The organism is Flavobacteriales bacterium (assembly GCA_020635395.1).
Taxonomy (GTDB): Bacteria; Bacteroidota; Bacteroidia; order NS11-12g; family UBA9320; genus UBA987.
This window is the reverse complement of record JACJZV010000001.1, coordinates 46937-68793: the sequence shown is the minus strand read 5'-3', so window position 1 is coordinate 68793 and position 21857 is coordinate 46937. Positions and strand designations below refer to the sequence as shown.

Genomic DNA, 21857 nt, shown 5'->3' with positions numbered 1-21857 from the left:
AATATTTTCGAAGAAAACTACCGCTTCATCCACACTCATATCCAACACATCGCTGATGGATTTGCCTCTATATCGCACCTCAAGTGTTTCTCGGTTGTACCGTTTTCCTAAACAAGTTTCACATTCTACTTCCACATCCGGCAAAAAGTTCATCTCTATCACTCTTCTGCCGCCACCCTGACAAGTTTCGCATCGTCCACCCTTTACATTAAACGAGAAACGTCCGGGTTTATAGCCTCTAATCTTGGCTTCGGGCAACTCCGCAAAGAGGGTTCTGATGTCGGTAAAAAAGCCTACATAGGTAGATGGATTGCTTCGTGGCGAACGCCCAATGGGCGATTGGTCTATTTTTATCACTTTATCGATGTGTTGCAACCCCGAAATTTTTGAATATTTCAGCGGTTTTTTCTTCGAGCCATAAATCTCTTCGGCCAAAATTGGGTGCAGTGTTTCGTTAATCAACGAGCTTTTTCCGCTACCCGAAACTCCGGTAATGCAAATAAATTTGCCCAACGGAAAATCAACATCCACATTTTTTAGGTTATTGCCAACACAGCCTTTTAAGCTTATTTTTTTACCGTTTCCTTTTCTTCTTTTTTTCGGGACTTCAATTTTTCTTGTCCCATTCAAGTATTCGGCAGTAAGCGTATTTGCAGATTTTATTTCTTCCCACTGGCCTGCGGCTGTTATCTTGCCCCCAAATTTGCCTGCCTTTGGGCCAATATCAACGACATAATCACTCTCCAAAATCATGTCTTTGTCGTGTTCTACCACCAACACCGAATTGCCAACATCACGCAATTTTTTTAATGATTCTATCAACCGTTGATTATCCCGCTGATGCAGGCCAATGCTGGGTTCATCCAAAATATAAAGCACTTCTTCCAGCTGCGAACCAATTTGAGTAGCCAACCGAATGCGTTGTGCCTCGCCACCCGAAAGTGTTCGGGCAGGATTGTTCAAACTAAGATAGCCCAAACCCACATTGGTTAAAAAACCGACTCTTCCGCGTATTTCTTTTAATAGTTCGGTGGCAATAATGAGCTGTCTTTCAGATAGTTGAGTCTCAATATTTGAGAACCAATCTTCAAGCTCCGTCAGATTCATTTCTCCCAATTGGCCTATGTGTTTTTCGGCAATAAAATAGTGCAGCGATTCCTTTTTAAGCCGAAAACCATCGCACTCAGAGCAATCTTTAATGGTCATAAATTCTTCTGCCCACTGGTTTAAGCCATCCTGAGATTTTTGCAAATAACTGTTTAAAACCATCGGGACAACTCCCTTAAAATTGGTTTCGTAAGTTTGTGTGCCACCACCCGAATAGGTATAAACTACTTCAAATTTTTCTTCGCTGCCGTGCAAAATGGTTTGCAATACTTCCGGTTTTAGTTTTTCGATGGGGTCGGCCAAACTAAATTTCATTTTCTTTGCCATGGCTCTCAAAACCGTAAAGGTCCAATTGGCTCTATATTCTCCCAAAGGTGCAATAGCTCCTTTATTGATGCTCAATTTTTTGTCGGGAATAATAACATCTTGTTCAATATCCGCCAAAGTGCCTAAACCACCGCATTTGGGGCAGGCTCCATACGGCGAATTGAATGAAAATGTATTGGGCTGAGGGTCGTCATACGCCAAACCACTCTCGGCATCCATCAAATTTTTACTGAAATGTTGGGTGGTATTTTGGTCGAAATCATGGAGCAAAATAACTCCGTTGCCTGCCTTTAAACCAGCTTTAACCGATTCGGTCACCCTAAAACGGTTGTCGGCAGAAACTTCAATACGGTCTATAACCAGCTCAATATCATGCACTTTGTATCTATCCAGTTGCATGCCCGGTTCAATTTTTACAATCTCCCCGTCAATCCGCATTTTTCCATAGCCTTTTTTGGTGTATTGCTCAAAAAGTTCGCGATAATGACCCTTTCTACCTTTTACCAATGGTGCTAAAACCGCCACTTTTTTACCTTCAAAATCAGTTAAAATCAAATCTATTATCTGATCTTCCGAAAATCGGGACATGGCTTTGCCCGAAATATAGCTGTGTGCATCGGCAGCACGGGCGTAAAGCAATCGAAGGAAGTCATATATTTCGGTAATGGTTCCCACAGTAGAACGGGGGTTTTTGCTCACGGTTTTTTGCTCAATAGAAATAACCGGACTTAGACCTTCAATTTTGTCAACCTCCGGTCGTTTCATATCGCCAATAAACTGACGGGCATAGGCCGAAAAGGTATCCATATACCTACGTTGGCCTTCAGCAAAAATGGTGTCGAACGCCAAAGATGATTTACCACTACCACTTAAACCAGTGAAAACCACCAATTTACCTCGAGGAATCGAAAGATTTATGTTTTTTAGGTTGTGTTCTCTAGCACCAATAATATCAATACTGCCCTGCTCGAATATTTCTTCTTTTGATGCCATTTTTTTATAAAAGTGGGCAAAATTAAGCCAAAATATACCTTTTTTTGAAGGAACAATGGTTAAAGTGAAATCATGAATAAAAATGGCTTGAAAAAAATGAAACTACTTTTGGGGGTTGTGTGGCTTTTGCTGTTTCCACATCTTGCAATTGCCCAAAACAATTTGGTACAGGATAATTTTGAAGACAATGATTTGAGCCAAAACCCTATTTGGATAGGTAATATTTCGGAATTTGCGAACACCGGCGGAATATTGAAATCGAACAGCGACTCGGTAAACCATGCTTTTTTTATTACCACACAAATCAATTTTAATAAAGAAAACGAATGGACTTTGGATGTGAACATTCCAATAGCAACTTCATCGGCCAACTATGTTGACGTGGTTTTGGGCAGCGATTCTGCCAATTTGTTATCAAAATACAATGGCCACTTTTTAAGAATTGGAGGCACTTCCGACAATTTTTCACTCTTTAGAAATGAGGCAGGAAGCCCCATTTTATTGGCGAACGGGGCGAACGGACATTCCAATAATTTTAATGGGCAAATAAAAATTGTTCGCGATTCTCTGGGCAACTGGTTGGTTAGCTATGACAATGGATTTTCGGGTAATTTCGTCTTTCTGACTTCGGTGTCGAGTATTTTCTTTTCCGACTCCAAATATTGTGGTATTATCGTTCGCCAATCCACCACTTCTTTTCACAAAAAACACAGTTTTGATAATTTTTATTTTGGCCAACCACGTGTTGACAAAACGCCTCCAAAGGTGGAGTTTCTTAATGTTTTAAGCGATTCTTCATTGGTTGTATTATTCTCCGAAACCATTGATAATACTAAAATTACCGCTACTAATTTTGAGATAAACAATGGCATTGGACTTGCCACTACCGTTAATTTCGTTAAAAACAGTTGTACCCTACATTTTCCAAATCATTTTGCCACCCAAAACTACCAACTACACATAACTGACATTTTTGATTTAGCAGGCAATAAATTATCTGATACTACTCTGAATTTCAATTACTTAAAACCCGACGATGCAGAGCTTTTTGATGTGGTAATTTCGGAGGTAATGAGTGACCCAACTCCATCGGTTGGTTTGCCCGAATTTGAATATTTGGAGCTATACAATAGGTCGGCAAAAATATTAAACCTTAAAGATTGGATATTGGCAGATGCCAGCAAAGAAATTCTATTGCCTGATTTGATAATGATGCCGAACACCTTTTTAGTTATTTGCGACCTATCGGCTTATGAAGAAATGAAACAATTTGCTCCACTTCTAACTTCAAGCAATTTCATTTCTCTCAACAATTCGGGTGATAGCATCACTCTAAAAAACAACAAAAACGAAATCATTTTTCAATTGAATTATTCCAACGATTGGCATACATTAGAATGGAAAAAAGCCGGAGGTTGGAGCCTTGAAATGATTGACCCCACCATGCCATGTTTGGGTGCGGAAAACTGGAATTCGAGCAAGGATTTGAGCGGTGGAACTCCCGGAAAAATAAACTCTATTTCAGGAAATATAAGTGACAGTAAAGCTCCGGCCATTATCAACTCATTCATTGAATTGCCAAATAAAATCAAACTTACTTTTGATGAATCATTGATTTTATATGCCCCCAATGCTTCTCATTTTTTAGTTGAAAATTATTCCATTTCTAAGGTAGAAAAAACCGACAACTATCATTTAACTTTGACTTTTAACCAGTTCTTTTCTTATGGAAAATTGTATGAATTATTGGTTAATGGCGTTTCGGATTGTTCTGGAAATAAAATTGAAAATGCTAAAATATCGTTGGCATTACCATCAAAAATTAAACCTAACAATTTGTTAATCAATGAAATACTTTTTAACCCCAAAACCGGAGGGGTTGATTTTGTAGAAATTTACAATGCCGCCGACTCAGTTTTTGATTTGAGCCATTTATTTATAGGAAAGAAAAACATGGATGGCGACTGGGAAAATTTGGAGCAAGTATCAACCCTTCCAAAACTCATTTTTCCGAAAGAATACATTGCATTGACCAGTAACCCACTGATAATCAATCAACATTATCCTAAATCGAGTTTGATAAATCTATTTGAAACCCCCTCATTGCCCACCATGCCAGATGATGAAGGCAATGTTGGTATTTCCATTTCAAACGGTACTTCGATTGATTGGTTGCCATATTCGGAAGACATGCATAACAGTTTAATATCTAATAATGAAGGTGTTAGCCTCGAAAGAAGGTCGGTTTTAGATTCTACAAACCAAAAATTGAACTGGACTTCGGCATCTTATGTCGAAAATTATGCAACACCGGGTTATAAAAATTCGCAGTCTGCACTACCGTTGTTGGGTTTGTCCGAATTTGAAATTTCACCTGACCCATTTTCGCCAGATGGTGATGGCTTTAATGATGAATTATTCATAAAATTCAACATTCAGGAAAGTGCAAATATCAATATCCGCGTTTTTGATTTGAATGGGAAAATGGTTGCCTTTCCGGTAAACACGGCTCTTTCTGGTATCAATAACATTTTTGTTTGGAGTGGAAAAGGAGTGAATGATGAGGTAGTTCCACCCGGAATTTACGTGGTTGTTTTAGAGGCTTTATCGGTTGATAGCGGTAAAAAAATAATTAAAAAACAGGCCATTACAGTGGCTTATTAATCGAGTGAGCGGCATTTATGTACATATTCCATTTTGCAAAAAGGCTTGCCACTATTGCGATTTTCATTTTTCTACACAAACAAAGAATGAGGATGCATTGATTGACGCAATTGTTGCGGAAATAGACCTTCGAAAATCGGAATTACACAACCAAAAGATAGAATCCATTTATTTTGGCGGAGGCACACCCAGCATCATCCGGTTACAAAATTTGGAGAAGATATTGACCAAAATTTTCCACTACTTTGATGTTTCAAAAACCGCCGAAATAACTATGGAAGCCAACCCAGATGATTGCAGTTTGCACAACTTGATTGAATGGAAGAATTTAAAAATCAATCGGTTAAGTATAGGAGTTCAGAGTTTTGACGAAGCAGATTTGGTTTGGATGAATCGGTCGCACAATGCACAACAGGCACTTGAGTCGATTGAAAATGCAGCAACCATCGGTTTTTCTGATGTCAATTTAGATTTGATTTATGGAATTCCAGTATCGAACGTATGGCAACGAAACGTTGAGTTGGCATTAAGCCTACCTATAAATCATTTATCTGCCTACAGCTTGACCATCGAAAAAGGCACGGCTTTGCACCATTTTGTGAAAACCGGAAAAGAAAAAGCTGCTCCCGACTCGAAATCGAATGCCGAATACGACTTTCTTCAAAATAAGATAAAAGAAAAAAATTGGACACATTACGAAATTTCAAACTATTGTAAATCAGATAATTATGCCTTGCACAATACTTCTTATTGGAAACAAAAGCCTTATTGGGGATTTGGGCCTTCGGCACATTCTTATACCAAAAATAAGCGGCGGTGGAATTTGGCCAACAACCCATTATACATTAAAAAAGTAAACAACCAAGAGGTATTTTTTGAGGAAGAGCAACTTACAAAAGTGGACTCCATGAATGAACAAATTATGCTTGGCTTACGAACAAAATGGGGGTTAAATCTTCATGATTTTGAAACTTATTTTGGCATTAACTTATTGAAAAACAGAGAATTTGAATTTCAAAAATTAAACGAAAACCGACTGTTGGAAATGAAAAACAATGTGTTATACTTAACAGATTCAGGCAAAAAAATGGCTGACTTTGTGGCCTCCGAACTTTTCTTTGAAAATGATTAATTAAAAATTGAACTTACTTTGCACACTTGAAAAATTCGGTTCAATCTATATCTATTTTGGGAGGTGGAAGCTGGGCAACGGCCATTGCAAAAATTTTGTGCGAAAACACATCTGCAAAAAAAATTAATTGGTGGGTTCGCACTCCAGAGAAAGCGGACTATATGCGAACCTTTCATCACAATCCAGATTATATTAGTTCGGTTAGCTTTGTAAATCAGCCGATTGAATTTTTCACCAATCTTGAAGACTGTATTTCGGAAGGGGAAATAATTATCTTGGCTATTCCATCAGCTTTTGTGCATCAAACGTTGTCGGGCATTTCTCCCCAACTTTATTCAGACAAATATTTGATTTCGGCGGTAAAAGGATTGATACCTGAAACGAGTCAGATTTTGGGCGACTATTTAAGAGAACACTGCGGTATAAACGATGACCATATTGGGGTTATCACTGGGCCCTGCCATGCGGAAGAAGTGGCCTTGGAAAAACTTAGCTTTTTAACGTTAGCTTCTAAAAATCAAAATCTTGCGAACGAAATATCCAAACTACTGCAAGGTAGATTTATTAAAACGGTAACCTCTGATGATATTTATGGAACCGAATATGCAGCGGTGTTAAAAAATATATACGCTATTGCCGCCGGAATAACTCATGGCTTGGGTTTTGGTGATAATTTTTTAGCCGTTTTGGTGTCGAATGCCATTAGAGAGACAAAACGTTTTATGGCTGCCGTGCACCCCATTGAGCGGGATATTGACGACTCGGCCTATTTGGGAGATTTGATGGTGACTGCATATAGCCAATTTAGCCGCAATAGAACTTTTGGAAATATGTTGGGCAAAGGATATTCCGTAAAATCTGCTCAGATTGAAATGAAAATGGTTGCTGAAGGTTATTATGCCACCAAAACCATTTATGAGATGAACCAAAAATTTGGGGTAAAAATGCCCATTTCTGATTTTGTATATCGCGTGATTTATGCAAATTTTTCAGCCAAAAAAGCCGTTGAAACTTTGATTTCTCAAATTGATTAATCTACAAAACAATCAAGCGTTTTGTATGACATTCTTTCCCATTTTGCCAAACTACGGTATAAATATCTCCCGGCAAATTTGAGATACCCAATGTGCTTTGACCTGCTGTAATACGCTCATTTTTTATCTGCTGACCCACAGAGTTGTATAAAATAATCGTTGATTCCTCATCCGAAATAGCAAAATTTATTTGTACAGATTCGGACGTTGGATTTGGGGAAATATCAAAAAACGGCTTCTTCATCTTTGGTTCAAATTTTAGAATGGCTGAGTACACATATTGTCCATTAAAATCCATTTGTTTTAACCTGAAATAAGTTGTTTCCGTTGGCACAAGCGTTTTGTACTCATAGCTTATTGTTCGGTTGGAGCTACCGTTTCCAACAACAAAATCCAGCCTTTCCCAATCATTTGCCTCGGTTTTACGCTGAATTTCAAAGCCCAAATTCTGATTTTCCATGGCAGTTGCCCACATTAATTTTAGTTCGTTTATGCCCTCCGCGAGATTAAAATAAATAAGTTCTACTGGGAGTGACGCAAGGTTGGTTGGCTGACAAGAAGAGTAATTTCCAGAAGTACTGGCCACACCAGTATCACTCCATGCAGCAAACGACCCATCGGTATTGCTTAAATTATTGGGAATGTAGTTATAGTTTTTGTCAACGCCATTAATAATGGTTCTAAAATATCGAGCGGTTGCACCGGCGTTTGCAAAATTACCGGAGGAAGTGAAACTTGCATCGGTGCTAAAAACAACATACACATTGCCAACACTATTACCGCACCATGCACTGAAATTGGGTGTATCCAATGGGGCATCATTCATTACAATAAAGTAACTATTGGCAGGTATTGAAGAGCCGTTGGAAGCATTTACAAAAGCAAAATCGCAACTTCCGGATAGTTTGGTATTTAGCCCGCTCACAAAGCCTGAATTGCCCGATGCTGCTATGGCATCGGTATAGGTAGTTGACGCAGGCGAAGTTGTTCCATATCTTATATCGATAGTTGACGGTGAAACGGTTAGGCTGGAGCCCCCATTTTGTAGAATAAGATATTCGTTATCGCCTTCTGAACTTCCACAAGCATTTATCATAACGCTTTTTAGGCTCTGTGCCTGAGTAGAACAATAATTCATTAAAAGAAGAAACGGTAGCAATGCGAAAGACTGTTGAAATAATTTTTTCATATTAATTTTTTAAAATTCATGTTTTTTGATTAACCTATTAACCGACCAAATTTAGCAAAATGGATCCCAAATATCCAAGTCAAATAATTATCTCAAATAATACCTTAAATAAATTGACGTTGTAATGGCGTTGTGTTATTTATTTTTGTCCCATGCTGACTCGTAAAATTTTTGGATGCTTTGCACTACTCGTTTTTGCGTTATTCTCTTGCAAAGATCAAGATGCCATTTTGCTCGACCCTGCGGCAACCTTAACCTTACGAACAGACACCATGTTTTTTGACACTGTTTTTACGGCCATTCCTACGGCTGTACCAAAGTCGATAAACAAGCAATTTGTGGTAGTTAATCCTCATAAAGAAAAAATTAAGACCAGTTTTAGATTGGCCGGAGGCTCTGCCTCGCAGTTTCGAATAAATGTTGATGGCGAGGTTGGCCCAACCGTTTCGGAAGTGGAAATATTGCCAAAGGACTCCGTTTTTGTTTTTGTTGAACTAACCGCCGACCCAAACAATAACCCAACCTCTATGCCCTTAATTATCAGAGATTCCGTTGAGATTCTGACCAATGGAAACCGACAACATGTGCAGCTTGTGGCTTGGGGGCAAGATGCCCATTATATTATTCGAGATTCGGTTTGCAACATGGTGTTTGACGACAAACAAAAGCCATACGTAGTTTGGGGCTACTTATATGTACCAGAAAATTGTCAACTTACTATTAAAGAAGGTGTTAAACTGCATTTCGCACCTCGTTCGTGGCTTTATGTGGAAGGAACTTTAAAAATAGAAGGAACCAGCGGAGAACCAGTAAAATTTGAAGGAGATAGGCTGCAACCCGATTTTGAAGAATCAGCTGGTCAGTGGGGTGGTATATGGCTAAACTATCTGAGTAAAAATAATTCCATAAAACACGCTGAAATTAAAAATGGCACTGTGGGCGTTTATTGTGATAGCACCAGCAACAACGGCCTTCCCAACGTAGTTATTGAAAACACAGAAATACGGAACATGGCTTACGATGGAATATCGGGCAAGGGCAGCTACATACGAGCCATAAATAATGTTGTTGTCAACTGTGGTAGATATACCTTTTTAGGGCTTTATGGTGGATTTTATGACCTTAAACATTGCACTTTTGCCACTTATGGTTACGACTTTTCGCACAAAGACCCAACATTGGTTTTGAATAATATTGAGCTGGATGAAAACCGCCATTTAGTTAATTCTTTCCCCATTGGATTCAACATTCAAAACTGCATTATAGAAGGAAGTGCAGATGATGAATTTGGTTTTGCCGTACTAAAAAGTATGATGACTATTGATTCTACCCTTAAAAATAATTTGATACGTGCTACCGACAAATACCTGGTGGCAGAAATTGCCCTGAGAAGTCCGGCTAATGTTATTGACAAAGGCCCATACCCAACCTTTGAAAAACCAGTGCTATTTGTGGATGCCCGCAATAGAAATTATCGGATTAAGGTAGGTTCGGCAGCTCAAAATATTGGAGCAAATGTTGGAATAACAACCGATTTTGATGGTAACTCACGAGATGGAATGCCGGATGCCGGTGCTTTTGAGGCCATGTGATTATTTTAGCAATCGTTTGCTGCCAATGAGCAATATGCCAAAACCCAACAAAAAGCCAGTCAACAAAAATTGAATGGGTATTGCAGCAAAGGCAATGATAAATGTTCTATCCATGACCCACAAAAAACCAATAAGCACAAACATAATGAGCAAAAAAGTGGATAGTTTTCCCATGCCCGGAATATTGGTAAATCGCACTTTCTTGTTTGCAAAATATAGGCTTACAATCATTGAAATAATTGGTAAAAACTGAATGTTTATGTCGGCATCTAAAATGCTTCTTCGCTCAAAAAGAAACTGATACAGGTTGAAAACCAATGCCAATACTCCCGGTAAACAAACCATGTAGAGCAAAACCGCGTACACATATCTCCATGGGTTTTGATTTGATTTTGGTGTTGAAATCCACCCCGTGAAAATTACCAACACCGGAATTGAGAACAAATACAAAAAGGCAACTGTAGGTTGGCTTTTTACCATTTCAAAAATATCGTTGAGCGTCATGGAAGCAAACTTACTACATTGGGTTTTAACAAAAAAAATCCCCGAGTTTTTCTCGGGGATTATTCGTATTTTATTAATGAAACAGACTACTTAATGGTTATTTGTTTGGGAGCTGTTTTTTCTACCTTGTCAATAGTGATGGTCAAAATACCATTTTTCAACTCGGCATTGATAGCATCTGTATTTGCTTTTTCGGGCAAATAAAAGTTGCGTTTGTATTTTCCTGAACGAAACTCCTTCAGATGATAGGTTGCGTTTTGCTCTTCTTTTTTCTCCACTTTTTCGGCCATTACTGTAAGCTGGTTTGAATGTACATCAAGCTTGATGTCATCCTTTTCCATTCCTGCCAATGCCAAGTTAATGATGTAATTTTCATCAGTTTCTTTTACTTCGGCGGCAGGTGTGAGCGTTGACTCGAATTCGCCTTTGTTCAATTCGTTGAAAAAACTATCTAATACAGTTGGGAAAAAAGTGTCGTTGAACAAACTTCTTACTGGTGCTAATTTTGATGCTTTCATTGTTGTATTTTTTTTAATGTTAAAACTTTTGCTCAGTTTTTTGCAAGCCTCGTTCCAGATAAAAAAAGTCAACAAATAGGTGTCATTTTGTCTCTATTTCGACGAAATTTTTTATAAAAGTGTCATTGTGTCATTATTTTGCTATAATGAACCGGTTTATTGTCATTTGTTCATTGGTTTTAACCTTTTTGAAGTATTGCGAAAATGTAAGGATAAGATTCTGAAATTGTTGCTTTTGGTTTAGGGTAGAGCATACTTTGTTAAAAATTACAAATCCATCTACATTCAATAATTCTCTTAAACCACGTACAAATTCTATTTTGTGAAATTGCTCTGGAACATCCAAGTCATTATAAACATCCACAATTATCAAATCATATTTTTCATTGGAGTTCAAAACAAAAAGCTCGGCATCATCAACGATTATGTTCACATTGGGTATTGGTTTAAAATAGGTGTGATACATCTGCACCACAACCTCTGAAATTTCGATTGCGGTTTGTCTGCATTCCGGGTTCTTTTCATAAATCAGTTTGCACACTCCGCCGGCTCCAAATCCTAAAATGAGGCTCGTTTTTATTTTCTCCCATTCAAAAGGTTCTTCATAAAACAACCCTTTGTAAGCCAATTGTAAATTGCCATAGGAATAGTTTGCATTGGTGGTATTTAGCAAGAGTTTTCCACGATTAAGTTCTATTTCGAGTTGAACGAATTGGTCTTTTCGCCGCTCCAAAACTATTGGCCAAACAAAGGAAACCACCCATTTCAGATAAAACAAAAAACCCGTCGTGTGACGGGTTTTTATATTTTGTTCCTTTAATTTCAACTTATTGTTTAATGAATTTGGTGGCCGCAGTATGATTTGAGCCTTTAACACTGATTATATAATTTCCTGACCGAAGTGAAGAAACATCCAAATCAATCACAGCTTGGGTACCAGTGGCATTCATCTTTTTGCTCATCATTATCTGCCCGGTCATGCTCATAACTTCGATGGTCAACGCATCGTTTGAACGAAGTGCCATTTTTACTGTTACTGCGTCTGTTGCCGGATTTGGGTATGCTAACAAACTTAACGTTGCTTCCCGAGATATCGAATTCACTTTTGTTAAAGCCGAGCTGCTTTTCCAAATACCACGACCGTGCGTTCCGGCATAGAGCATTGCCCCTGTTCGGCTTCCATTTTTAAATACTTTCTCCTCTACTTGTCTTATTTGGAAAACAGCTACTCGTGGCATACTGTCTTTGTTAAAGGTCCAAGTTGGGTTGGTGGCATTTCCATTTTGTGTATAATAAATGCCATATTCTGTTCCAAGAATGATTACATTGTTGTTGTCAACACTAATCTCGGCATCATACACCGGAAATCCTGGTAAACCTCCAGTGATATTTCTCCAAACTGGACTTGCATCCATGGCATTTTCCGTAACATATACAAAGGCAGTATTGCCGTAGTTACCCAATGTTACAATTACTCTGTTTGGATTGCTTTGATCTACTTCAATATCAGTTACCGATCTGCCTGATGGCAAACCAGTTCCGAAGATGCTAACCAATTCTAAACTATCCGAAATATCAGTAGCTCCAATAATTGCCGTATCCCACTCAACTTCTCTGTTAAAACCATCGATACGATACAATGTATTTGAGGTTCTTCCTGATAAAAATAGAGAGCCTCCATCAGGAACAATCTCAAAATTGGCAGGTGGAAAACTTAAAGCTGCGACTTTATACCAAATTGGGCTTGGGGCAGTGCTTGCATTGAGAGCCATCCATACGGCATCATTCATACCAATATACAATTTGCTGGCCGAGTCAGAAAGTCTCTCCCATAAAGCCATTGGACTGTTAAAAATGTTACTTGCCTGAACTACCGTTCCGTCTGATCTAACATCTACACACTCTTCTTTGATTCGCTCATCCCAAATTGGCGACATGTTTCCACCGGCATTAAATGATCTTGCCATACCTGTGTTTTGGCTTTCACCAAAAACAACGTCAGGATTAATCATAGAAACCTCACATTGAAAACCATCACCTCCTAAAACTTCAATAGCACTTTGTGGAGTATTTCCTCTACCATTGATTACTACGGTGTTGTTATCTTGAGAACCACCAATTATCAACCCATTTCTACCGGCAGCAATACCGTAATATTGAGTAGCAGAATAGCCGTTATACAAGGTTGTATATCTATCAAATGTGGAGGTGGTAGTTCTCGAAATACCACCATCACTTGTAATGTACATAATTGCAGGCTTAGAAACTGTATCAAAAACAATCAAATGTTTATCTGCATGAATGCCAAATGGGTTTGCTTTATGGTCGTTTGTATTGCCCACAACATAAGGTCCTTTGTTGGGAGTCCATTCTGCGAAATCGACACCACCCATGTATATATGCTCTCTGTCGAATGGATGAACTGCCAAACACAAATCATAAGAACCTTGCGAAAAACCTAAGCTAAGATGCGTCCATGGATCGAAAAAAGTGGAACCTTGACCAATAATCTGTTCAAAGTTTTGACCGTTATCTTTTGACTGGTAAACACCTTTTAAACCGCTACCAACATTAATTACTCCTCTCGGCCCATTTATAGAAATAATACCGGTAACTACAACGTAGGCATAATTGGGATCTGAAGGTGCATGGGCAACCACCATTCTACTAATTCCGCTTAAAGGCAAACCTGTCACTGCTGTATATGAGCCATTGGTTGTAGGGTCGGTAGAACGATAAACCTTTGGCCCTGATACGGCCAAAGCATTTCCATTTTTATCCAAAACTATGTCTGTTACAACCCCGCTCAATACCACGTTCCATTTAGTATCATCACTTTCATCAGAAGCTCTTAATCCATTCGATGTGGCTGCAAAAACTATGTTTTTGGTAGGGTGAGAAAACACTTTGTTTACGTATGAATATCCTGAGGTGGAAGCAATTTTGGCAAAAGTAGTTCCCCCATCGGTGCTTTTATAGATTCCTCCGCCCGAAAAACCAGGTGAACCAGATTCTTCTCCCGAAAAACCAGTGGTAAAAGCTTCACCGGTTCCAACATAGATAGTGCCATTAGGAGTTTGACAAATTGAAGAAATTGCCATGTCTATCATTTGGTCGTCAACCGCATACCAAGATGCTCCTTTGTTGGTTGATTTAAAAATACCACCATTTACTCCTCCTGCAAACAATATGCTACTGTTATTTCTATCAACTAATAAAGCACGGGTTCTGCCCCCAACGTTATCAGGACCTGCAAATCTCCATGAAAATGGAAATTTAGCTTTACCAAATTTGCTTTCAAATGCAATTACTTGTTGTTTAACACCGTTTACAATCTCAGGGTCAACAATTCCTGTTATTTGATTTGCCCTCAGGCTGTTCAAATATTCTGCAGCACCTTCAAAACTTTCGGCTGTTTTTTCTCCATCCTTAGGCTGATAAGTCATTTTAGAAGATGGTGCAAAATGCCATGCCACCAAACCGGCAGCCAAAACTCCAGTTCCAAAAAATGCTTTGTATATATTCTTTTTCATATCCTCTATTCTACAGTTTTTAATCAAAACTACTATCAGTGTGCAAAATTATATTTTCTTCCCTTTTTGACAAGTTCAATTTACCAATGGAAACCAGCGGTTGGCAAATGGTTTTTAATTTCTTGAATTGAAAACCAATTTGAATTCGATATAACCCGAAACAAAAAGGTATTGAGTTGGTTCGAAAGCCATAATATTTAACCCTTTAGGAAAATAATTAACGTTTGTGCCAACTCCAATGCTTCTGGCCAGTGTAGCCGGATTTTGCCAAGTTAAGGCAATTCCGGTTTTTGATGTTAAGCCCGGCTTATAATTTATCTCATCCCACCCATATCCGGAGTGGGCATATCCAACCACATCGGATGTTGATGGCACATTTTCTGGTGTATATTTTACTATGTGATAGACATCCTTGTCGCCGTCAAACTCTGCCAATCTTAAATAAACAGGCCGCAGTGTGGCTATCGCTAATCCCGCTGACATTCTCAAATCTACTGTAACATCGCCTTGATTTTGTTTTTGAATCAGATTTTTTGAAACTCCATACGTTATCCTAAAATTTCCGGTATGATAAAGTTTGCCAAAAACAAAAGGTAGCTTATTTTCAAAATTATGATTTACCACTTTTGATTCTCGCTGATGTTTGAATGATGAAAAATCAACATCTATCATTCTGTTTTCTGACAATCGCAGGGTGCTGCCAAGCCCAAATCCATTGGTATTTATATGCAAGCCCATATCCCATAAACGCGGGTTATCGGCAGATCTAACGCCGAAACTAACGAACACAAAAATCAAAGAATAGATTATTCTCAAAGCGATTGTTTATCTAAAATCAGTGGTAAATCTAACTATTTGAAGTCATATTTCAAAACGATAAACACTTCAACAAACAAAACGCTGCTTTTGTAAAGCCTTTTTTGCTGTTGGAGTAAATGCAAAACCTTCTTTTTAAAGCTATTTGTTTGAAAATTTTATCTCGAACAAACGGCAATATGGCCAATACCTTGAAGAAGAAATTATGCTAAAATGGAAACAGACCAAGAATAGAATTTACCTCATTTCCCGATAAGTGTATCGGCAAATAAAATTAAAACGTGTGATAACCCCCATTTGGGCAAAGCCCATTATGAGTGCTGCGGATTTGAATTTTCTACTTTTCCGAAACCCGTTGGGCAGGCTTCTTTTCTACCACCGCATGAAGTTGAAACTAATGCCAAAACAATCATCAAACCAAACAAACTCAACAACTTTTTCATACTTTTCCTTTTAATGTGAACGCCTTTTTAAGTTCAACAATGTAAGATTGCAAATTATTGTGCAAAGAAACGAATTAATAGCATTACTTGAAGACGAGATTGTTCAAGAATTTATTAGTCTTCACGGTTCTGAAAACCCTGAATTTTTGGCGTTAAACTATCGCCAAAGGGTCGATTTTGACATCTCAAAAGTTACACAATTGTTGCAATTGTATAAAAAAGCTCAGCACAAATTGCCGCTTTGGATTTTGAAAAGGTGTGCTATGAATGCCAAAAATTATGAACAATGCAGCAGCGAAGAAACTGCCCGGTTTAAAGCAAGCCTTTTTGCAGGAAAAAAAATGCTGGATATGACCTGTGGCCTTGGTGTTGATTCCTATTTTTTCTCCAGACGCTTTGAACAAGTTGTTTCGCTTGAAGCACATACAGAAACATTTGAATATGCCAAATATAACGCCAATAAGTTGGGTGCATCCAATATCGAATTTGTCAACGAAAACTGCGAAAATTATGAATTGTCAGAAACTTATGATTTAATATACATCGACCCCGACCGACGACCCGAAGGCATGCAGAAAAGAGAATACAGCCTGCAAGATTACAGCCCTGATATGACTATTTTTCAGGATACACTTTGGCCTTTTTCAGAAATCTTGTTAATTAAGGTAAGCCCAATGCTTGATATTTCTATGATTTTAAATCAGCTAAAATGGGTGAAAACTATATATGTGGTGGCTGTAAAAAACGAGGTAAAGGAGCTGCTAATATGTGCCAAAAACAATTTCTTGGGCGATGCAGAAATAATAGCCGTTGATATACAAAAGGAACAAACGAGTATGTATTCTAAAACAGCTTCTACATCAAAAATGAAATATTCTGATGCCGGAAAATACCTGATTGAGCCATCAAAAGCCATTATAAAATCTGGTTTGGCCGCCAACTTTGCTATGCACCATTCATTTGGTTTCTTGGCACAAAACGGCCTCTATTTTTTTTCTGATAGTTTTGATTCTATCCCGGGGCAGTGCCGAGCTTTTGAAATATTGCACACGTTTGTTTTTTCGTGGAAAGAAATAAAGTCATTTATCAAAAAAGAGAAAATAAAAGCCCTCAATATTGCTCAAAGGCATTTTTTTGAAGATGTGGCGAGCATTAGAAAACGCCTACAAATTCCTGAAGGTGGCAAGAATTTTTTGTTTTTCAGTAAAAATCAGGCAGAAAACCCTGTTTGCTATTATGCAAAACCTATTGATTTGGAATAGTTTTGATGTATTCTTCAATAGCCGCAGTCATGGATGGACTAACTGGAGTTGGTGCCGGAATATCATTTACTAATTTGGCCTCTTCAATTGCTTGATTGGTGGTTTCGCCCCAGCCGGCAATTCTTGTTTTGTTTTGTTTAAAATTAGGAAAATTGTCGAACAAAGATTTTATATCGGCAGGGCTAAAGAAAACAATAATGTCGTAGAAAACATTTTCCAAATCACTAAGGTCTGCATTTACCGTGTTATACATCACAGCTTCTTTGAAATTTATTTTATTTTCTGTCAAAAAACTGGGAATTAGCTCACTTCTAATGTTGGAACAGGGAAACAGAAAATTCTCTTTGCTATGGGTTTTTAGTAGTTTTAAAAACTCCGGATCACGGCCTTTGCCAAAAAACATTTTACGTTTTCTAAGTTGGATATATTTTTGGGTGTACAACGAAATTCCTTCGTTTGCACAAAAATATTTCATGGTAATTGGCAAATCAACCCTCAACTCTTCTGCACATCTAAAAAAATTGTCAACGGCATTTTTCGAGGTAAGTATAATGGCCGAGTGGTCAAGAATGTTGATTCGGTTTTTTCTCAACTCTTTGCCCGGCACGGGTTCTACTTGTATAAAGGGTCTAAAATCAAGCTTGAGCTTATACTTTTCGGCCAAAATATGATATGCCGTTTTTTTATCTCCCGGATCGGGTTGCGATACCAAAATACTCTTTACTTTCAACATTCTCTACTTTTTGCTCGAAACTTTCATCCTGTTTGAACAAGTATTTTGCCCAATAAAAGGAGTGGTACGATTTCGAGGGTGCAAAGATATAGAAATAAGTAAATCTTGCTGAATGGAAACATTTGACCATAGATTAGTATGCTTTTGGCCAATCTCCACATAAGAAAAAGCACAAATGCTCCAATAAAAACCATCCGAATAATGCTCTTTATTGATTGGTCAGGAACGAAATACCACACTACCACAAGCGGAAAAACGGCAATGGTGTAGGCATACATCAAATTTCCGAAAGAAAACAGCATTAGGCTTCCTAAATGTTCGGTTTGCAGCACTATGCCCACAATGTAATGTATAAAATATTTGATTGAGTAAACCATCAGCAAAAACACCACTGCAAGACCAAACCCTGTTGCCGGATGACCAAAAGTAAAAGTATGATCAAATGGCAAAAACATATAAACGCTTAACCCCAAAATGAGGCAACTGAGTAATACTTGAAGCAAAAAAACAAGACTTACTCCATTTTCTCGAGTCAAAAACTCATACTCATTTTCAGGGGTCAAAAAACCACTTCTTAATGCCAGTATGTGCCTTGTGGGTTGCGTAAGTTTAATTATTCCAATTATTATGAGAATAAGTATAGATACGACAAATACCCAAAGTTGAGCATTGTTATTTCTTAAAACAGGTTCTATATCATCCTTTGAGAACACCGCTGAATGTTGCAGCCCAATAATAAAAAGAACAGCTAATAAGCGTTTGCTCATGCCATTTTCATTTTTACACGGTTAATTATTTTTTCATAATACTGCTCATATAATGGGCAAATGCTATGAATATCGTATGTTTTGGCATGAGCCACCGCATTGTCTTTAAACTTTCTTAATACGTCATCAGAATTTAGAATATACAGTGCCTTTTCGGCCATCAACTCAATGTCGCCCACATTGGTAGTGTAACCCGTGACACCATCAATATTTACTTCAGGTTGGCCACCGGTGTTGGTAGATATAACGGGTACCTCGCATGCCATTGCCTCCAATGCCGCAAGTCCAAAACTTTCTGTTTCTGAGGGCATCAAAAACAAATCAGCAATAGATAAAATTTCTTCCACCGCATCTTGCTTGCCCAAAAAACTCACTTGGTCACAAATATTGCTTTCTCGGCACTCTCTTTCCAGTCGTACCCGCTCAGGCCCATCTCCCACCATCAACAATTTTGACGGGATTTTTTCTTGAATTTTTTTATAAACCCTCATCACATCGTCCACTCTTTTCACCTTTCTAAAATTGGAGGTGTGAACAATGATTCTCTCAGAATTGGGGGCAATTGCTTTTTTGAAATGCTCTTTGGGTTTTTTGCTAAACCGCTTCATATCTACGAAGTTTGGAATCACTTCTATATCTTGTGTTATATGAAAATAAGCATTTGTATCACTTTTAAGGCTTTGTGAAACTGCCGTTACCCCATCACTCTGATTGAGGGCATAATCGATTACAGGTTCGTATGTTGCATCTTTACCAACCAGGGTTATATCGGTTCCGTGCAACGTAGTTATTATGGGTATGTTAATACCTTTTTCTTTTAAAATATATTTGGCCATAACCGCCGCAGCCGCATGGGGTATGGCATAGTGCACATGCAAAATATCCAGTTTTGCCGACAACACAATTTCTACAATTTTGCTGGTAAGGGCAATTTCGTATGGCGGGTATTTAAACAGCGGATAGTCGCTAACGTTCACCTCGTGGTAAAACAAATTTTCACTAAAAAAATCCAATCTTGCAGGTTGGTCGTAGCTAATGAAATGAATGACGTGGCCTTTTGCCGCCATTGACTTGCCCAACTCTGTGGCTACCACACCACTACCACCATAGGTTGGATAACAGATTACACCAACATTCATTGTTTATTCAAGCGTTTGCAGTTGTAACAAATTTCGGGGTTGGATGTTTTTTGATGCCTCCACAATGGCTGCAATATGCTCAGGAGTTGTTCCGCAACACCCCCCCAAAATGTTTACCAAACCGGCAGCCGCAAAGTTGCCAACCACTTTGCTCATATATTCAGGGCTTTCGTCGTATTCGCCCATTTCATTTGGCAATCCGGCATTGGGGTGGGCAGATACCGGACATTCGGCCACCCGACTCAAATCGGTCAAAAATGGCCGCATCAACTCTGCTCCCAACGCACAATTGAGGCCAATAGATACTGGTTTGGCGTGAGCCACTGAGTTGTAAAATGCCTCCACCGTTTGCCCACTGAGAGTTCTTCCACTATTATCTGTAATGGTGCCCGAAATCATCATCGGTATCTCAAAACCCAATGTTTCTTCCAACTCTAAAATTGCATAAATGGCCGCCTTACAATTAAGTGTATCCGTGATGGTTTCAATTAAAAGCAAATCTGCTCCACCATCTATCAAACCTTTGGCCTGTTCGGTATAGGTGTTTACCAATTCCTCAAAAGTCACAGCTCTATATCCCGGGTTTGTAACATCGGGTGATAAAGATGCCAACTTTGTGGTAGGCCCCATAGAACCGGCAACAAATCGAGGTTTTTCCGGGTTTCTATTGGTATATTCTATTGCCAACTCCTTGGCAATTTTTGCTCCGGCCACATTCATTTCATATACCAAATTTTCCATGTGATAATCCGCCATTGAAATGGCATTGGCATTAAAGGTATTGGTTTCTAAAATATCGGCTCCGGCATCCAAAAACTTTTTATGAATTTCTCTAACCACTTCGGGTTTCGTAATACAAAGCAAGTCGTTATTGCCTTTTACAGAATGTTCAAAATCGGCAAATCTACTCCCTCTATAATCTTCTTCAGCTAATTTATACCGCTGAATCATGGTTCCCATGGCTCCATCCAAAAACAAAATTCGCTCGGTCAGCAACTCATTAAAATAGGCTCTTGTCAACATAGTGCAAAAATAGGGATTCCGAGCCTCTATGGGTGGGAATAATTTTGTGGCAATCCAAAACTTCTGATAAAAAAGTTCATTTTTGTTATCTGAAAAATTCAAGGTTGAATAATCTATGCCGACACAGAAGGCAGACAGCGAATTTTTGAGGCATTATTCAATTGGTTTGTTTTAAAAAACATAAATAAGAACAAATGAAAATTAACATTGGAGGCGTTCCTGAGCATTTCAATTATCCTTGGCATTTGGCCATAGAAAGCAAAAGTTTGTCTAACATTGGCATTGATGCCGTATGGCATGATATGCCGGGCGGAACTGGCGAGATGTGTCGCAAGCTTCGTACAGGCGAAATTGATTTGGCGGTAGTGCTTACCGAAGGCATTGTGGCCGATATTGCTGCCGGAAATCCATCAATGATTGTTCAGAAATACATCAAATCTCCGCTTATTTGGGGCATTCATACCGGAAACAACTCGGCCGTTTCAAACGAAACTTCTTATGAAAATCTGCGATTTGCTATCAGCCGAAAAGGAAGTGGCTCACACCTAATGGCTTGCGTTGAAGCAAAAAACCGAGGCATACAACTGAAGGATGAACAATTTGTGGAAGTTGCCAATTTTGACAATGCCATTGATGCCTTAAACAATGGCAAAGCCGATTTATTTCTTTGGGAAAAATTTACCACAAAACCGACGGTTGATGCCGGAAAGATTAGAAGAATAGGCGAAACCGTGACCCCTTGGCCATGTTTTGTTATTGCCGCACGACAGGAAATTCTGTTAAAAAATCCAGACACCGTTTGGAATTTGCTTTGGGTTATCCGGAAAATGAGCCGCCACTTTATGATTGATGAAAATGCGGAGCAGATTGTATCGGCAAAATATGGCCTGAGCCGCGACGATACCCACAGTTGGTTTAACAAAACCGAGTGGGAACAGGATGTTTACATATCAAAAAAAATGCTCAACAATGTGGTGAATACACTTGTTGAAACTCGCATTATCGACAAAAAAATTGCTGCCGAAGACTTATGCTGGGGCAGATGCGTGGTTTATTAAGCGTTGATTAGTTGACTTGAATA

General features: G+C 38.6%; 16 protein-coding genes. 6 read left to right on the top strand and 10 right to left on the bottom strand.

Annotated features, from left to right (window positions below; genetic code table 11):
* Positions 1-2523: 2523 nt before the first annotated feature.
* Genes H6607_00260 through H6607_00250 form a run of 3 tightly spaced genes read left to right on the top strand, consistent with a single transcriptional unit; the run spans position 2524 to position 7257 of the window.
* A complete protein-coding gene (locus tag H6607_00260; GenBank protein ID MCB9260798.1) occupies positions 2524-5091 on the top strand; it encodes a lamin tail domain-containing protein in 2568 nt (855 codons plus the stop codon).
* Positions 5092-5095: 4 nt separating this feature from the next.
* Positions 5096-6223 carry a radical SAM family heme chaperone HemW gene (gene hemW / locus H6607_00255; GenBank protein ID MCB9260797.1) on the top strand — a complete coding sequence of 376 codons (1128 nt, stop codon included), beginning with the start codon at positions 5096-5098 and terminating at the stop codon, positions 6221-6223.
* A 26-nt stretch (positions 6224-6249) separates the two neighbouring features.
* On the top strand, positions 6250-7257 hold the full coding sequence (locus tag H6607_00250) for an NAD(P)H-dependent glycerol-3-phosphate dehydrogenase (GenBank protein ID MCB9260796.1): 1008 nt from the start codon (positions 6250-6252) through the stop codon (positions 7255-7257).
* A gap of 1 nt (position 7258) precedes the next feature.
* On the opposite strand, the gene H6607_00245 is transcribed toward H6607_00250, so the two are convergent.
* Positions 7259-8446 (bottom strand): T9SS type A sorting domain-containing protein, encoded by a 1188-nt coding sequence (locus H6607_00245; protein MCB9260795.1) that lies wholly within the window; start codon positions 8444-8446, stop codon positions 7259-7261.
* 152 nt (positions 8447-8598) lie between these two features.
* Between H6607_00245 and H6607_00240 the strand changes: the two genes are divergently transcribed.
* On the top strand, positions 8599-10038 hold the full coding sequence (locus H6607_00240; protein MCB9260794.1) for a hypothetical protein: 1440 nt from the start codon (positions 8599-8601) through the stop codon (positions 10036-10038).
* Here the strand turns inward: H6607_00240 and H6607_00235 are convergent, their stop codons facing one another.
* From H6607_00235 to H6607_00215, 5 genes are all read right to left on the bottom strand, one after another.
* Positions 10039-10542 (bottom strand): hypothetical protein, encoded by a 504-nt coding sequence (locus tag H6607_00235; GenBank protein MCB9260793.1) that lies wholly within the window; start codon positions 10540-10542, stop codon positions 10039-10041.
* Positions 10543-10628: 86 nt separating this feature from the next.
* Positions 10629-11060: an Hsp20/alpha crystallin family protein gene (locus H6607_00230; GenBank protein MCB9260792.1), complete on the bottom strand. Its 432-nt coding sequence runs from the start codon at positions 11058-11060 to the stop codon at positions 10629-10631.
* A 133-nt stretch (positions 11061-11193) separates the two neighbouring features.
* Positions 11194-11886 carry a fused MFS/spermidine synthase gene (locus H6607_00225; GenBank protein ID MCB9260791.1) on the bottom strand — a complete coding sequence of 231 codons (693 nt, stop codon included), beginning with the start codon at positions 11884-11886 and terminating at the stop codon, positions 11194-11196.
* 1 nt (position 11887) lies between these two features.
* On the bottom strand, positions 11888-14593 hold the full coding sequence (locus tag H6607_00220; GenBank protein MCB9260790.1) for a T9SS type A sorting domain-containing protein: 2706 nt from the start codon (positions 14591-14593) through the stop codon (positions 11888-11890).
* A 114-nt stretch (positions 14594-14707) separates the two neighbouring features.
* Positions 14708-15382, bottom strand: coding sequence for a hypothetical protein (locus tag H6607_00215; GenBank protein ID MCB9260789.1), 675 nt, complete (start codon positions 15380-15382; stop codon positions 14708-14710).
* 529 nt (positions 15383-15911) lie between these two features.
* Here H6607_00215 and H6607_00210 point away from each other — a divergent pair.
* Positions 15912-17114 (top strand): methyltransferase domain-containing protein, encoded by a 1203-nt coding sequence (locus tag H6607_00210; protein MCB9260788.1) that lies wholly within the window; start codon positions 15912-15914, stop codon positions 17112-17114.
* Here the strand turns inward: H6607_00210 and H6607_00205 are convergent.
* Genes H6607_00205 through H6607_00190 form a run of 4 tightly spaced genes read right to left on the bottom strand, consistent with a single transcriptional unit; the run spans position 17098 to position 20776 of the window.
* Entirely contained in the window at positions 17098-17847 is a 750-nt protein-coding gene (locus tag H6607_00205) for a uroporphyrinogen-III synthase (GenBank protein ID MCB9260787.1), read from the bottom strand. The two genes, H6607_00210 and H6607_00205, sit on opposite strands and share 17 nt — an antisense overlap.
* A gap of 23 nt (positions 17848-17870) precedes the next feature.
* Positions 17871-18614 (bottom strand): DUF4271 domain-containing protein, encoded by a 744-nt coding sequence (locus H6607_00200; GenBank protein MCB9260786.1) that lies wholly within the window; start codon positions 18612-18614, stop codon positions 17871-17873.
* Positions 18611-19753, bottom strand: coding sequence for an N-acetyl-alpha-D-glucosaminyl L-malate synthase BshA (gene bshA, locus H6607_00195; protein ID MCB9260785.1), 1143 nt, complete (start codon positions 19751-19753; stop codon positions 18611-18613). Before bshA ends, H6607_00200 begins: the two co-directional genes overlap by 4 nt.
* A 3-nt stretch (positions 19754-19756) precedes the next feature.
* Complete coding sequence (locus tag H6607_00190) at positions 19757-20776, bottom strand: homocysteine S-methyltransferase family protein (GenBank protein MCB9260784.1); 1020 nt, start codon at positions 20774-20776, stop codon at positions 19757-19759.
* 194 nt (positions 20777-20970) lie between these two features.
* Here H6607_00190 and H6607_00185 point away from each other — a divergent pair, with 194 nt between their 5' ends.
* A complete protein-coding gene (locus H6607_00185; protein MCB9260783.1) occupies positions 20971-21834 on the top strand; it encodes an ABC transporter substrate-binding protein in 864 nt (287 codons plus the stop codon).
* Positions 21835-21857 lie beyond the last annotated feature (23 nt).